Raw genomic sequence first — 14,135 nt, 5'->3', positions numbered from 1 at the left:
CGGGTGCCCCGCCCAGGAAGAGGCCGACCCAGGACCCGACCAGATCGGGTCCTGGGCGACAAGGCCTACAGCTCCGCGGCCAACCGCGCCTGGCTACGCGCGAAGGGCATCAAGGCCACCATCCCGATCAAAGCCGACCAGGTCCGTAACCGGGCAGCCCGAGGTTCACGCGGCGGCCGACCACCCGCCTTCAACCCGCACACCTACAAGCAACGCCACGCCGTCGAGTGCGGCATCAACCAACTCAAACAACACCGCGCCCTGGCCACCCGCTACGACAAACTCGCCGTCCGCTACGAAGCCACCATCATCATCGCCACCATCGACACCTGGCTACGCAGCCACTTATGAAACACGCCCTAACACCCTGCCCGCCGGCAGGGGGCGTCACCAGCAGCGACGTCTGGGGTGCGATTCCGGTCTGTCACCGGAAGGTCATTTCTGGTTACTCTGAGGGTGCCGTCGGGCGACGGCCGCTGACTGGGGGAGGCGGCGCCATGAAGCGTGCGACGAGGACCCTGATCGCGGCCTTCGCCGCGGCGGTGCTGCTCGCGGGCTGCGCGGCGTCCGCCGGGCTCGACGGTGACCTGGTCGACGACTGGCAGGCGTTGCCGCCACCCGGCCCGTTCACCCCGGCCGCCGGGGTCTGCCACGAGGCCGACTTCGTCGAAGCGGTGCCTCTCGGGGCGTACGAGCCGGTGGACTGTGCCGCGCCGCACCGGGTGGAGACCGTACATGTGGGTGCCTTTCCCGGGGTGGTGAGCGAGCCACCGTCGACCACGTCGACCGAGCTGCGTACCGCCTTCGCCGACTGTGACAGCCGGGCCAACGGCTACGTCGGCGACAACTGGCGGGCCGGGCGGCTCCGGCTGGCTGTCGCGGTGCCGTCCGGACCGGGCTGGGTGGCCGGCTCGCGGTGGTACCGCTGCGACCTGATGGAGGTTGACACGGTGGAGTCGGGGGCCGCCGTGGTGCTGCGTACCGGCTCACTGCGCGACACGCTCCGGACGGCGTCAGCGCTGCGGCTGGGCTGCCAGCAGGCGCGTACCGGCCGGGGTGGAGTGGTGCAGAGCCTGGTGCCGGTGGATTGTGCCGAGCGCCACGACGCGGAGTTCGCCGGCGTGTGGCCGGCGCCGGACCGGCCGTACCCGACGCGCACCGCGCAGTGGGCGCCGTTCTACGCCGGCTGCCGCTCCGTCCTCGCCCGGTGGGCCGGCCTGCCGGACGACGGCGACCTGGTCTTCCGCAGCGACGTGGTGGTACGTCCGCCCGGTGCCGGTCGATGGCGGGTCGGCGACCGGGGCGTGCGTTGCTACCTGTGGCTCAGCGATCGCAGCGTGACCGGTTCGCTCAAGGGTGCCGGTCCGACCGGGTTGCCGGTACGGACGAAGTAGCCGGAACCACTCGTCCCGCCCCCGCCGCCCGAGCCGAGAGGCATTCGGGTTGACTGGGGACATGGACCTGTTGACCGTCGGCCTGCCGGCGCTGCCGAGCCTGTTGGCCGCTCCGGCCCCCGGTTGGGTGGAGACCACCGACGTGATCGTGGTCGGCTCCGGAGTGGCCGGGCTGACGGCCGCGCTGCACCTGCGTGAGGCGGGCCTGCATGTCACCGTGGTCACCAAGGTCAAGATCGACGAGGGGTCGACCCGGTGGGCGCAGGGCGGCATCGCCGCGGTGCTCGATCCCGCCGACAGCGCGGCCATGCACGCCTCCGACACCCAGATCGCCGGCGTGGGCCTCTGCGACCCGGCGGCGGTACGCGTGCTGGTGGAGGAGGGGCCGACCCGGCTGCGCGAGTTGATGCGCCTCGGTGCCGAGTTCGACCGCAACGTCGACGGCTCGCTGATGCTGACCCGGGAGGGTGGACACCGGGCCGACCGCATCGTGCACGCCGGCGGCGACGCCACCGGCGCGGAGGTGCAGCGGGCCCTGCACGAGGCGGTACGCCGCGACCCGTGGATCCGGCTCGTCGAGCACGCGCTGGTGCTGGACCTGTTGCGGGCGCCCGGCGACGGCCCCGACGGGCTGGGCCCGGCGTGCGGAATCACCCTGCACGTCCTCGGCGAGGGCAGCGAGGACGGCGTCGGTGCCCTGCTGGCCCGGGCGGTCGTACTGGCCACCGGCGGCATGGGCCAGATCTTCGCGGCGACCACCAACCCGGCCGTCTCCACCGGCGACGGGGTCGCCCTGGCCATGCGGGCCGGGGCGGCGGTCACCGACATCGAATTCGTGCAGTTCCATCCGACCGCGCTGATCGTGCCGGAGCACTCCCGGGTGCCCGGCGCCGGCCACGCCCAACAGCCGCTGGTCTCCGAGGCGCTGCGGGGCGAGGGCGCTTACCTGGTCGACGCCGACGGCAAGCGCTTCATGCTCGGCCAGCACGATCTTGCCGAGCTGGCGCCGCGAGACGTGGTGGCCAAGGGCATCCACCGGGTGCTGCTGGCCACCGGCGACGACCACGTGTACCTCGACGCACGCCACCTCGGCGGCGACTTCCTGGCCCGGCGCTTCCCCACGATCGTCGCATCGTGCCTGGCCATCGGCGTCGACCCGGCGGCCGAGCTGATCCCGGTCGCGCCGGCCGCGCACTACGCCTCCGGTGGCGTCCGCACCGACCTGCACGGCCGGACCTCCATCCCCGGCCTGTACGCCTGCGGCGAGGTCGCCTGCACCGGTGTGCACGGCGCCAACCGGCTGGCCAGCAACTCGCTGCTGGAGGGGCTGGTCTTCTCCCGGCGGATCGCCGACCACATCGCGGCCGGACTGCCGGAGCAGGCCCGTCCCGCGGACACCGGCGCCTGGCGCGGCAACGACGGATGGGTGGTGCCCGCCGCGTCGACGCCACTGCTGCAGCGCGCGATGACCCGTGGCGCCGGCGTGCTCCGCTCGGCGGCGACGCTCACCGCGACCGCGACCGAACTGGTCGAGCTGGGTGCCGGTCGCGGCACTCCCCGTACCGCCGACTGGGAGGCCACGAACCTGATCACGGTGGCCGCCGCGCTGGTCGGCGCGGCGTACGCCCGCCGGGAGACCCGGGGCTGCCACTGGCGGGAGGACTTCGGCTCGGCCGACGAGCAGTGGCACGGCCACCTGATCGGCGCCATCGGGGAACAGGGCCGGCTGGTCACCCGGTGGGAGGAGGTTCCATGATCGAGCGAGCGGAACGGAGGGCCGGCATGACGGCCGACACCGAACGAGAGCTGCGCGGGGCCGGGCTGGATCCGGAGCAGGTGCGCCGGATCATCGAGAACGCTCTCGTCGAGGATCTCGGCCCGGACCGGCTCGACGTCACCAGCGTCGCGACCATCCCGGCAACCCAGACCGACACCGCCGACCTGGTGGCCCGGGCCGGCGGCGTGGTGGCCGGGCTGGCGGTCGCCGCCGCCGTGTTCGAGCTGGCCGGCGAGGTGACCGGGATGGGCCGTACCGTCGAGGTGTCGTCGGTGGCCCGCGACGGCGAGCGGGTGGCCCGCGGCGACGTGCTGGCCACGGTGACCGGCCCCACCCGGGTGCTGCTCACCGCCGAGCGGACCGCGCTCAACCTGCTCTGCCGGATGTCCGGGGTGGCCACCCACACCCGGGCCTGGGCGGACGCGCTCGCCGGCACCAAGGCGATGGTCCTCGACACCCGCAAGACCACCCCGGGCCTGCGCGCCCTGGAGAAGTACGCGGTCCGCGCGGGCGGCGGCACGAACAAGCGGATGGGCCTGCACGACGTCGCCATGATCAAGGACAACCACAAGTACGCCGCAGGCGGGATCACCGCCGCCTACCGGCGGGTCCGGGAGGCGTTTCCGGACGTGCCGGTGCAGGTGGAGGTGGACACGCTCGCCGAGGCGGTGGAGGCGGTCGAGGCCGGCGCCAAATTCCTGCTGCTGGACAACATGTCCCCGGCGACGCTCGCCGCCGTGGTGGCCGCCGTGGGTGACCGGGCCGAGCTGGAGGCGACCGGCGGGCTGACCCTCGCCGACGCCGCGACGGTGGGTGCGACGGGGGTGGACTTCCTCTCCGTCGGCGCGCTGACCCACTCGTCGCCGATCCTGGACATCGCCCTGGACCTGCGCACGGAGTGAGCCCGTCTAGGCTGCGTGCGTGCTGCTCTGCATCGACATCGGGAACACCAACACCGTGCTGGCGACCTTCGACGGCGACAAGCTGGTGCACTCCTGGCGGATCAAGACCGACGCCCGTTCGACCGCCGACGAACTGGGCCTGATGTTCCGGGGACTGCTCGCCGGGGACGCGGTGGAAATCACCGGCGTGGCCGCCTGCTCGACCGTCCCGGCCGCCCTGCGTTCGTTGCGTACCATGCTGACCCGCTACTACGGGGAGCTGCCGAGCGTGATCGTCGAGCCCGGGGTACGCACCGGGGTGCAGTTGGCCATCGACAACCCCAAGGAGGTCGGTGCCGACCGGGTGGTCAACACGCTGGCCGCGTACACCCTCTACGGTGGGCCGTCGATCGTGGTCGACTTCGGCACCACCACCAACTTCGACGTGATCAGCGATCGGGGCGAGTTCCTCGGTGGCGCGTTCGCGCCCGGCATCGAGATCTCCTTCGACGCGCTCGCCGCCCGCGCCGCCCAGCTGCGCAAGGTCGAGGCGACCAAACCTCGATCGGTGATCGGCAAGAACACCGTCGAATGCCTCCAGGCGGGGCTGTACTTCGGCTTCGCCGGGCAGGTGGATCGGATCGTCGAGCGGATGACGGCCGAGCTGGGCGGGTTGAAGGCGGTCATCGCCACCGGCGGGTTGGCGTCGTTGGTGCTCAACGAGTGCCGGACGATCACGCACCACGAGCCGATGATCACGTTGATCGGGTTGCGCATGGTGTACGAGCGGAACGTCTGACGGGTTTGTCTTGGGTGGAGGGTTCCGGGCAGCCCGACCGGCTCCGGGCGGTCAGGCTTGATCCCTGCGCCGGTCGGACTGCCCGGAACCCTCCGGTGGGCACGCGTCATCCGTCCGCTGGGCGGGTGGTGGGGTCTGTGTGGCGGGCGTTCGTCTGGCTGTTGCGGTCTGGTGGGGGTCGTGGGTTGGTTCAGGTTTTCTGGGCGCGGGCTACCAGGGTGGTGTACGGGAGGGTGATGGTTTCCTGGTCGGCCAGGTCTGGGTGGGTCTGGAGCAGCGCGTGGACCGCGCGGTCGACCTCGGCGCGCCGGTCGGGGGTGGCGGTGAGGTAGTGGGAGCGGGTGCGGACCAGGCCGAGCAGTTCGTCCCGGGTGAGCGTGGTGGTGTGGCGGAACTCGGCCCACTCGGGTGGGGTGAAGTTCGCGCCGAAGTCGGTCACGCTCTGCCGGAGGTGGTCGACGGTGTCACCGATCTCGGCGATCCGGCTCAGCTCGGCCAGCCAGGCGACCCCCTCGTCGCGCACGTTCCAGATCGGCGCGAAGATCCCGCCGGGCCGCAGCACCCGGGCGATCTCGGGGTGAGCGCGGGGCCGGTCGAACCAGTGGTACGCCTGGCCGGCGAGGACGGCGTCGGCGTACCCGTCGGGCAGCGGCATCGACTCGGCGCTGCCGGCCAGCATGCGTACACCGACAGTCGAGGCCGCCTGCGCACGCATGCCGGCGGCGGGCTCGACGGCCGTCACCCGGTGGCCCAGGGCGAGCAGGCCACGGGCCAGGATGCCGGTCCCGGCGGCCAGATCGACCAGTTCGGCGGGTTGGTCGAGGCCGCTGAGCGTCCAGCGCAGGGCGGCCTCCGGATAGCGGGGCCGGAACCGGTCGTACTCGGCGGCGGCCACGCCGAACGAGAGGGCGGCAGTGGGGTCGGTCATGACCGGCAGGCTATCCAGTAACGGTCGACCGGGCGCTTGAGTACGCTCGGGGCCTGACCCCGTCCGAATTCTCCCGTCGAGGAAGCATGCCGTGACCCAGCAGAGCCCCGTACCAGTCGACCCCGCCGACGACCTTCCGGAGCAGATGAAGGTCCGCCGGGAGAAGCGGGACCGGATGCTCGCCGACGGCGTCGAGCCGTACCCGCTCAGCTACCCGCGTACCGCCACGTTGGCGGAGGTGCGCCAGCGCTACGAGGACCTGCCCACCGACACCGCCACCGGCGACCGTGTCTCGATCACCGGCCGGGTGATCTTCGTCCGGAACTCCGGCAAGCTCTGCTTCGCCACCCTCCGGGAGGGCGACGGCACCGAACTTCAGGCCATGCTGTCACTGGACCGGGTCGGCGCGGAACGCCTGGAGGACTGGAAGCGCCTGGTCGATCTCGGCGACCACGTCGGGGTCACCGGTGAGGTGATCACCAGTCGCCGGGGCGAGCTGTCCGTGCTGGCCGAGCAGTGGGCGGTCACCGCCAAGGCGCTGCGCCCGCTGCCGGTGGCCCACAAGCCGCTCAGCGAGGAGGCCCGGGTCCGGCAGCGCTACGTCGACCTGGTCGTCCGTCCGCAGGCGCGTCAGATGGTGCGTACCCGGGCGGCGACGGTACGCAGTCTGCGCGATTCACTGCACGGGCAGGGCTTCATCGAGGTGGAGACTCCGATGTTGCAGTTGCTTCCCGGTGGCGCGACCGCCCGGCCTTTCGTGACCCACAGCAATGCACTCAGCACCGATCTGTATCTCCGAATCGCGCCGGAACTGTTTCTCAAGCGGACCGTCGTCGGCGGCGTCGAGCGGGTCTTCGAGATCAACCGCAACTTCCGTAATGAGGGCATCGACTCTTCGCACTCGCCGGAGTTCGCGATGCTGGAGGTGTACCAGGCGTACGGCGACTACAACACCATGGCCGAGTTGACCCGCAATCTCGTGCAGCAGGCGGCGATCGCGGTCAGCGGGTCGACGGTGGTCAGCCATGCTGACGGGCGGGAGTTCGACCTCGGTGGTGAGTGGCGTTCCGTCAGCCTGTTCGGTGTCCTTTCCGAGGCGCTCGGCGAGGAGGTCGGCGTCCACACCGAGCGCAGCCGCCTGGTCGAGTACGCGGACAAGGTGGGCCTCGGCGTCGACCCCAAGTGGGGGCCGGGCAAGCTGGCCGAGGAGCTCTTCGAGGAACTGGTCGTACCCGGTCTCGAGGCACCCACCTTCGTCCGCGACTACCCGGAGGAGACCAGCCCGCTCACCCGGGGCCACCGCAGTGAGCCGGGGCTGACCGAGAAGTGGGACCTTTACGTGCTCGGCTTCGAACTGGCCACCGCGTACTCGGAGCTGGTCGACCCGGTGGTGCAGCGGGAACGGCTGGTCACGCAGGCGCAACTGGCCGCCCGGGGTGACGACGAGGCGATGCGACTGGACGAGGACTTTCTCCGGGCGATGGAGTACGGAATGCCACCGTCCGGTGGCATGGGAATGGGAATCGACCGGCTCCTGATGGCGCTGACCGGCCTGGGAATTCGGGAAACCATCCTCTTCCCCTTGGTCCGCCCCGAGTAGTCGTACAAGAATCTGCCGGGTCGTTGCCGCATCCTATTGACGCGGCAAGCATCTCACAGGTTATTGTGCTCTTGCAGTTGGCAGGCGCAAGCAACCCTGCTCGAAAGGAATGTGGGACGTGGCCAAGCAGATCATTCACAAGCTGGTCGATGACCTGGACGGCGGGGACGCGGACGAGACCGTCAAGTTCGCGCTCGACGGTGTTCAGTACGAGATCGACCTGTCGGGTTCGAACGCAGAGAAATTGCGTGACGTATTCGCCCCGTACATCGCCCACGGCACCAAGGTCGGTCGCGGGGGTGTGGTCGTCGGCGGGCGTGCCGCCCGTGGCCGGGGTGGTGCGACGGCCGACCGGGAGCAGAACAAGGCCATCCGGGCGTGGGCCCGCAAGGCCGGCAAGGACATCTCCGACCGGGGCCGGATCCCGCAGGAGATCGTCGAGGAGTACCACTCGAAGGCCGGTCACTGAGACCTGGCGGTCGTGGTCGTCCACGACGCCGGCCCGGAGCAGCGCTCCGGGCCGGCGTCGCCGTCTTCGGGACTGATTCCGGTCGGCGGGGCGTTGTCCACAGCCAGTGGATGCGTTGTCCACAGCCTGTGGAGGGCGCCGCAGGGCGTCGTCGGCGCGCCGCAGCGCCTCCGGCGGCGTCCCCGGGGGTCCTCGGCTGCCGGCCGAATTTCGCTCTGCGCGTACAGATGCCATGCCCGGAACACCCGTTGAGCGTGGATGGTTGTGCAAAACGACGCGTACCGGGCCGACGAGGCAGACACACGAGGTCAGCCGAGTCGGCTCGCGGCGATAGAGTAAAGAGGCGCGTACGCCCGTCCCGGGCGCTCGCGTATCCGGCCCCGCCGAAGTCTTGACCACCAAGATCGAGTGCGCACGGCACGTGAGGAGCACGAGGGCATGTTCGAGCGGTTCACCGACCGAGCGCGACGGGTTGTCGTCCTGGCCCAAGAAGAGGCCCGGATGCTCAACCACAACTACATCGGTACGGAACACATCCTGCTGGGCCTGATCCACGAGGGTGAAGGCGTCGCGGCGAAGGCCCTGGAGAGCCTCGGCATCTCCCTGGAGGGCGTCCGCCAGCAGGTCGAGGAGATCATCGGCCAGGGCCAACAGGCACCGAGCGGGCACATCCCGTTCACGCCGCGGGCCAAGAAGGTGCTGGAGCTGTCGCTGCGCGAGGCGCTGCAGCTCGGCCACAACTACATCGGCACTGAGCACATCCTGCTCGGTCTGATCCGCGAGGGCGAGGGCGTCGCCGCCCAGGTGCTGGTCAAGCTCGGCGCCGACCTGAACCGGGTCCGCCAGCAGGTGATCCAGCTGCTGTCGGGCTACCAGGGCAAGGAGCCAGCTGCGGCGGGCACCGCGCCGGGTGAGGCCGCGCCGTCGACCAGCCTGGTGCTGGACCAGTTCGGCCGGAACCTGACCCAGGCGGCCCGAGAGGGCAAGCTCGACCCGGTCATCGGGCGCGAGAAGGAGATCGAGCGGGTGATGCAGGTGCTCTCCCGCCGTACCAAGAACAACCCGGTCCTGATCGGTGAGCCCGGCGTCGGCAAGACGGCGGTGGTCGAGGGGCTGTCCCAGAAGATCATCAAGGGCGAGGTGCCCGAGACGCTCAAGGACAAGCAGCTCTACACGCTCGACCTGGGCGCGCTGGTGGCCGGTTCGCGTTACCGCGGTGACTTCGAGGAGCGCCTGAAGAAGGTGCTCAAGGAGATCCGCACCCGCGGCGACATCATCCTGTTCATCGACGAGATCCACACTCTGGTGGGTGCGGGTGCCGCCGAGGGTGCGATCGACGCGGCGAGCATCCTCAAGCCGATGCTGGCCCGTGGCGAGCTGCAGACCATCGGCGCGACCACGCTGGACGAGTATCGCAAGCACCTGGAGAAGGACGCCGCGCTGGAGCGGCGGTTCCAGCCGATCCAGGTGGGTGAGCCCTCGCTGGCGCACACCATCGAGATCCTCAAGGGCCTGCGGGACCGCTACGAGGCCCACCACCGGGTGAGCATCACCGACGCCGCGCTCGTGGCTGCCGCAACCCTGGCCGATCGGTACATCTCCGACCGGTTCCTGCCGGACAAGGCGATCGACCTGATCGACGAGGCCGGCGCCCGGATGCGGATCCGGCGGATGACCGCGCCACCAGACCTGCGTGACTTCGACGAGCGCATCGCCCAGGTTCGTCGCGACAAGGAGTCCGCGATCGACGCGCAGGACTTCGAGCGCGCCGCTCAGCTGCGCGACAAGGAGAAGCAGCTGCTGGGCCAGAAGGCACAGCGGGAGAAGGAGTGGAAGGCCGGTGACCTGGACGTCGTCAGCGAGGTTGACGACGAGCAGATCGCCGAGGTGCTGGGCAACTGGACGGGCATCCCGGTCTACAAGCTGACCGAGGAGGAGACCTCGCGCCTGCTGCGCATGGAGGACGAGCTGCACAAGCGCGTCATCGGCCAGGAGGACGCGGTCAAGGCGGTCTCGAAGGCGATCCGGCGTACCCGGGCCGGCCTGAAGGACCCGAAGCGTCCGTCCGGCTCGTTCATCTTCGCCGGACCGTCCGGTGTCGGTAAGACCGAGCTGTCCAAGGCCCTCGCGGAGTTCCTGTTCGGCAGCGAGGACGCCCTCATCCAGCTGGACATGTCCGAGTTCCACGACCGTTACACGGTCTCCCGCCTGGTGGGTGCTCCGCCCGGATACGTCGGTTACGACGAGGGTGGACAGCTGACCGAGAAGGTGCGGCGTCGACCGTTCTCGGTGGTCCTGTTCGACGAGATCGAGAAGGCCCACCCGGACGTGTTCAACACGCTGCTCCAGATCCTGGAGGACGGGCGCCTCACCGACGGTCAGGGCCGGATCGTGGACTTCAAGAACACGGTCATCATCCTGACCACCAACCTGGGCACCCGGGACGTCGCCAAGGCGGTCTCGCTGGGCTTCCAGGCGTCGGAGGACTCCGACTCGAACTACGACCGGATGAAGCAGAAGGTCAACGACGAGCTCAAGCAGCACTTCCGGCCTGAGTTCCTCAACCGGATCGACGACACGATCGTCTTCCACCAGCTGCGTCAGAACGAGATCCTGTCGATCGTCGACATCATGATCCAGCGCATCGAGACTCAGCTGCGCAACAAGGACATGGGCCTGGAGCTGACCGACAACGCCAAGAAGTACCTGGCGCTCAAGGGCTTCGACCCGGTGCTGGGCGCGCGGCCGCTGCGCCGCACGATCCAGCGCGACATCGAGGACAACCTCTCCGAGCGGATCCTCTTCAACGAGCTGACCCCGGGTCAGATCGTCGTGGTGGACTGCGAGGGCGACCCGAACGACATCGACAAGTCCAAGCTCGTCTTCCGGGGCTCCGACCGACCGGCCCAGGTGCCGGACGCCGTCCCGGCCGACCTCGGCGGCAGCACGGCGCCCGCAGGCGCGGACGAGTAGTTCTCCGGCACCACAGCGGCGGCCCGGTGGCGATTGCCACCGGGCCGCCGTCGTGCGCTGGCACCGCGAGCGGTCAGCCACCCGCCAGGTGGCGGAAAAGCATGCTAACTCCGCATAACTCATCAAACGTGACAAACCTCGCATCGCCCGTGGCTCGGTTGGTGTGACCGCCGCCACGGTTTGTCGGGGCATGGGCCCCCGCCAGGGGTCGTTGTACAGGGGGTAACCGCAACGGCCCGCCTTCGAGGCGACCCGGAATGCTCGACATGCCGGAGTCGTTGCACCCCCGACCGGCGCCCAAGATGCCCAGCTGCACAAACGCAAGCACCGGGCGCTTCCTCCCGACGCGGTATCCGCACCCTCGCTTCCAGGTGTCGTGTCGATCCCCCGAGACGGAAGGTAAACGATCATGACTACGCTGATTCGTAAGGCAGCCCTGACCGCCGCCGGTGCCGTCTGCGCTGGTGGGATGGTCGCCGGACCGGTGGGCGCGATCGCCGCTCCGCACAGCGCCAACCCGCTGGCCGCCGTCGCCGAGCGCGGGCACGGCAATGGCGAGCGGCAGCTGAACGTGCGCTACGAGGCGCAGCCGAACTTCTACTACTGTGGTCCGGCGGCTGTGCGTAACGCCCTGACGACCATGAACAAGGACGTCTCCCAGGACGATCTGGCCCGGGAGATGGGCACCACCGAGCGCGGCACCGACTCCGCGCACCTGATCACCGATGCGCTGAACAAGAAGGCCGGCAAGGACGTCTACCGTACGGTGGAGATCCCCGGTCGGGCGGCGGACGACGCCCAGACCGACCGGCTGCGGACCGACATCATCCGCGCCGTCGACGACGGCCGGGGTGTGGTCGCCAACATCATCGGGACAGCCACGGACACCGACGGAGTGAGCCACTCGTTCGAGGGCGGCCACTACATCTCGGTGACCGGCTACCGGGACAGCGGCGACCAGGTGAGGATCGCTGACTCGGCCAACCCCGCCCAGGCCGAGTACTGGATCAGCACCGACGCGCTGGCCGACTGGATCGCCAGCCGCGGCTACTCCGCCTGAGCCGACAGCCAGCAACTCCGACGACAGGGCCGGCCCCGCACGGGGCCGGCCCTCAGTCTGTCACCGGCGCCAGCGGACCATCCCCGACCAGCCGGAACGACGCCTCACCGATCGGCTCGACCAATCCGTCGGTGACCAGTCCGGCCAACGCCCGGGCCCGTTGCACGTCGTCCGCCCACACCTGGTCCAGGCGCTGGTGCGGCACCGGGCCGGTCGACTCCCGGAGCAGCCCGAGCAGCAGGCCGCGTACCTGGCGGTCGGTTCCCGCGTACCGCTGAGGTCGGCGGGTGGGGCCGATCGGGGCGACACGTCCCGAGGCGCGCCAGGCGCAGATCGCGTTGACCGGGCACGCGTCGCAGCGGGGCGATCGGGCGGTGCAGATGACCGCGCCCAACTCCATGATGGCCGCGCTGGCCAGGGCCGCTGCCGCCGGTTCGGGGGGTAGCAGCTCCTCGGTGGCGACCAGGTCCGCCGGCCGGGTGGCCGGACCGGCGTCCGGTTCTCCGGCGATCGCCCGGCAGACCACCCGCCGCACATTGGTGTCGACCACCGGGTGTCGCTGGCCGTACGCGAAGGCGGCCACCGCCCGGGCCGTGTACGTGCCCACGCCGGGTAGGGCGAGCAGCTGCTCCAGCCGGTCCGGCACCTCGCCGCCGTGGCGCTCCACGATGGCCACCGCGCAGTCACGCAGGCGTACCGCCCGGCGGGGGTAGCCGAGCCGCCCCCACATCCGGATGGCCTCGGCCGGGCTGTCACCGGCCAGGGCGGCCGGGGTCGGCCAGCGGTCCAGCCACGCCTGCCAGGCCGGCAACACCCGGGCCACCGGGGTCTGCTGGAGCATGACCTCGCTGATCAGGATCGCCCATGGGCTCACCTCGGGCTTGCGCCACGGCAGGTCCCGGGCGTTCTCCTCGTACCACCGGCTCACCTGGCCGGCGAAGGTCGTGTCTGTCATCGCGCCGCCGATGATGTCACGCCTGTCGGTCCCGTCGGTTGGACACCTCCGGGCGGGCCGCCGCCGGCAGGTCGTGCGGATCGGGCAGAATGCCCGGATGAACGAGCTCGCGATCACCGTCATCGGCCGGGACCGGCCCGGCATAGTGGCCGACGTCGCCGAGGTGCTCGCCCGCCTCGGGGCCAACCTCACCGACAGCACCATGACCCGGCTGCGGGGGCACTTCGCGATGACCCTGATCTGCGTCGGCCCGACCGCCGCGGCGGTCGAGACCGCGCTGGCCCCGCTCGCCGCCGACGGCCAGCTGCTGGCCACCGTACGCGCGGTGACGCCCGACGGCGCGACCGCCTCGGCCGGCGAGCCACACGTGATGGCGGTGCACGGCGCCGACCGGATGGGCATCGTGGCCGCGATGACCCGGGTGCTGGCCGACGCCGGAGGCAACGTCACCGATCTGAGCACGCGGTTGGTGGGTTCGCTCTACGTGGTGGTCGCCGAGGTCGAGCTGCCACCGGGGGCGGCCGACGCGCTTGCCGGCCGGCTGGCCGAGGCCGCCGCCGGTCTGGGCGTAGAGGTGACCCTCCGGCCCGCCGAACCGGACCTGCTGTGACGGGCGTACCGGACCAGCCGGACCTGGACCCACCGGCCGAGACGTACGCGGGCCTCGGCGACTGGGTGCCGGAGGTGCTCGGCGCCGGGCGGGTGATCCCGGTGGTCTCCGCCCCGAACGCGGTGCTCAGCCGGGCGGGCGCGGAGGTCGACCCGACCGCCGGGGAGACGGTGCAGTTGGCGGCCGACCTGATCGCCACCATGCGGGTGTCACCCGGCTGCGTGGGCCTGGCCGCTCCTCAGGTGGGGGTGGCCGCCCAGGTTTTCGCAGTGGACGTCACCGGCCACCCCAAGGCGGTGACGCTGCACGGCACGTTCGCTCTCTGCAACGCCCGGGTGGTCGAGGCGACCCGGTGGAAGGCGGGCCGTGAGGGGTGCATGTCGGTGCCGGACCTGACCGGTGACGTCAAGCGCGCCAGCCGGCTGGTGGTCGAGGGCGCGCTGCCGGGCAGCGGCAAGGTCGTACAGCTGGTGACGGATGGTTTCGAGGCGCGGGCGCTGCAACACGAGATCGACCACTGTGCCGGCCTGCTCTTCCTGGATCGGGTCGCCGGCGCCCACGCGATCTACCAACGCAAGGTCTACCTCTGAGCCCGACGATCCGTCACGCTCGGTGACCCGATGGGGCTTGTTTCATCTCCGACCGTCGACATAGGAGCGTCGGGTTCGGAAGGGAGGCGTGAGCCACGG

General features: G+C 70.6%; 13 protein-coding genes. 11 read left to right on the top strand and 2 right to left on the bottom strand.

Annotated features, from left to right (window positions below; translation table 11 throughout):
* The 5 genes from BMY89_RS26820 to BMY89_RS26800 all read left to right on the top strand — a co-directional run.
* On the top strand, positions 1 to 351 hold a 351-nt coding region (locus tag BMY89_RS26820), incomplete at its 5' end, for a transposase (RefSeq protein ID WP_139218016.1).
* Positions 352 to 497: 146 nt separating this feature from the next.
* Positions 498 to 1,394 (top strand): septum formation family protein, encoded by an 897-nt coding sequence (locus BMY89_RS26815; protein ID WP_092382850.1) that lies wholly within the window; start codon positions 498 to 500, stop codon positions 1,392 to 1,394.
* Positions 1,395 to 1,455: 61 nt separating this feature from the next.
* Positions 1,456 to 3,150 (top strand): L-aspartate oxidase, encoded by a 1,695-nt coding sequence (locus BMY89_RS26810; RefSeq protein ID WP_092382849.1) that lies wholly within the window; start codon positions 1,456 to 1,458, stop codon positions 3,148 to 3,150.
* Positions 3,151 to 3,176: 26 nt separating this feature from the next.
* Positions 3,177 to 4,073 carry a carboxylating nicotinate-nucleotide diphosphorylase gene (gene nadC, locus BMY89_RS26805; RefSeq protein ID WP_092382869.1) on the top strand — a complete coding sequence of 299 codons (897 nt, stop codon included), beginning with the start codon at positions 3,177 to 3,179 and terminating at the stop codon, positions 4,071 to 4,073.
* Positions 4,074 to 4,092: 19 nt separating this feature from the next.
* Entirely contained in the window at positions 4,093 to 4,851 is a 759-nt protein-coding gene (locus tag BMY89_RS26800; protein ID WP_092382848.1) for a type III pantothenate kinase, read from the top strand.
* A gap of 190 nt (positions 4,852 to 5,041) precedes the next feature.
* Here the strand turns inward: BMY89_RS26800 and BMY89_RS26795 are convergent, their stop codons facing one another.
* A complete protein-coding gene (locus BMY89_RS26795; RefSeq protein ID WP_092382847.1) occupies positions 5,042 to 5,779 on the bottom strand; it encodes a class I SAM-dependent methyltransferase in 738 nt (245 codons plus the stop codon).
* Positions 5,780 to 5,870: 91 nt separating this feature from the next.
* Between BMY89_RS26795 and lysS the strand changes: the two genes are divergently transcribed.
* The 4 genes from lysS to BMY89_RS26775 all read left to right on the top strand — a co-directional run bounded on the left by lysS (position 5,871) and on the right by BMY89_RS26775 (position 11,881).
* Positions 5,871 to 7,379 (top strand): lysine--tRNA ligase, encoded by a 1,509-nt coding sequence (gene lysS, locus BMY89_RS26790; RefSeq protein WP_092382846.1) that lies wholly within the window; start codon positions 5,871 to 5,873, stop codon positions 7,377 to 7,379.
* A gap of 118 nt (positions 7,380 to 7,497) precedes the next feature.
* Positions 7,498 to 7,848, top strand: coding sequence for a histone-like nucleoid-structuring protein Lsr2 (locus BMY89_RS26785; protein WP_170147633.1), 351 nt, complete (start codon positions 7,498 to 7,500; stop codon positions 7,846 to 7,848).
* Positions 7,849 to 8,286: 438 nt separating this feature from the next.
* On the top strand, positions 8,287 to 10,821 hold the full coding sequence (locus BMY89_RS26780; protein WP_092382868.1) for an ATP-dependent Clp protease ATP-binding subunit: 2,535 nt from the start codon (positions 8,287 to 8,289) through the stop codon (positions 10,819 to 10,821).
* A gap of 406 nt (positions 10,822 to 11,227) precedes the next feature.
* Complete coding sequence (locus BMY89_RS26775) at positions 11,228 to 11,881, top strand: C39 family peptidase (protein WP_092382844.1); 654 nt, start codon at positions 11,228 to 11,230, stop codon at positions 11,879 to 11,881.
* A gap of 52 nt (positions 11,882 to 11,933) precedes the next feature.
* Here the strand turns inward: BMY89_RS26775 and BMY89_RS26770 are convergent, their stop codons facing one another.
* Positions 11,934 to 12,836 (bottom strand): HhH-GPD family protein, encoded by a 903-nt coding sequence (locus BMY89_RS26770; protein WP_092382843.1) that lies wholly within the window; start codon positions 12,834 to 12,836, stop codon positions 11,934 to 11,936.
* 97 nt (positions 12,837 to 12,933) lie between these two features.
* On the opposite strand from BMY89_RS26770, the gene BMY89_RS26765 reads away from it, so the two are divergent.
* Complete coding sequence (locus tag BMY89_RS26765) at positions 12,934 to 13,446, top strand: glycine cleavage system transcriptional repressor (protein WP_092382866.1); 513 nt, start codon at positions 12,934 to 12,936, stop codon at positions 13,444 to 13,446.
* A 23-nt stretch (positions 13,447 to 13,469) separates the two neighbouring features.
* Entirely contained in the window at positions 13,470 to 14,036 is a 567-nt protein-coding gene (locus BMY89_RS26760; RefSeq protein WP_092382867.1) for a peptide deformylase, read from the top strand.
* Positions 14,037 to 14,135: the final 99 nt, after the last annotated feature.

Source organism: Micromonospora phaseoli, assembly GCF_900109115.1.
GTDB classification, from domain to species: Bacteria; Actinomycetota; Actinomycetes; order Mycobacteriales; family Micromonosporaceae; genus Micromonospora; species Micromonospora phaseoli.
Note: the sequence above shows the minus strand (reverse complement) of the source record. Positions and strands in the feature narration are given on the sequence as shown.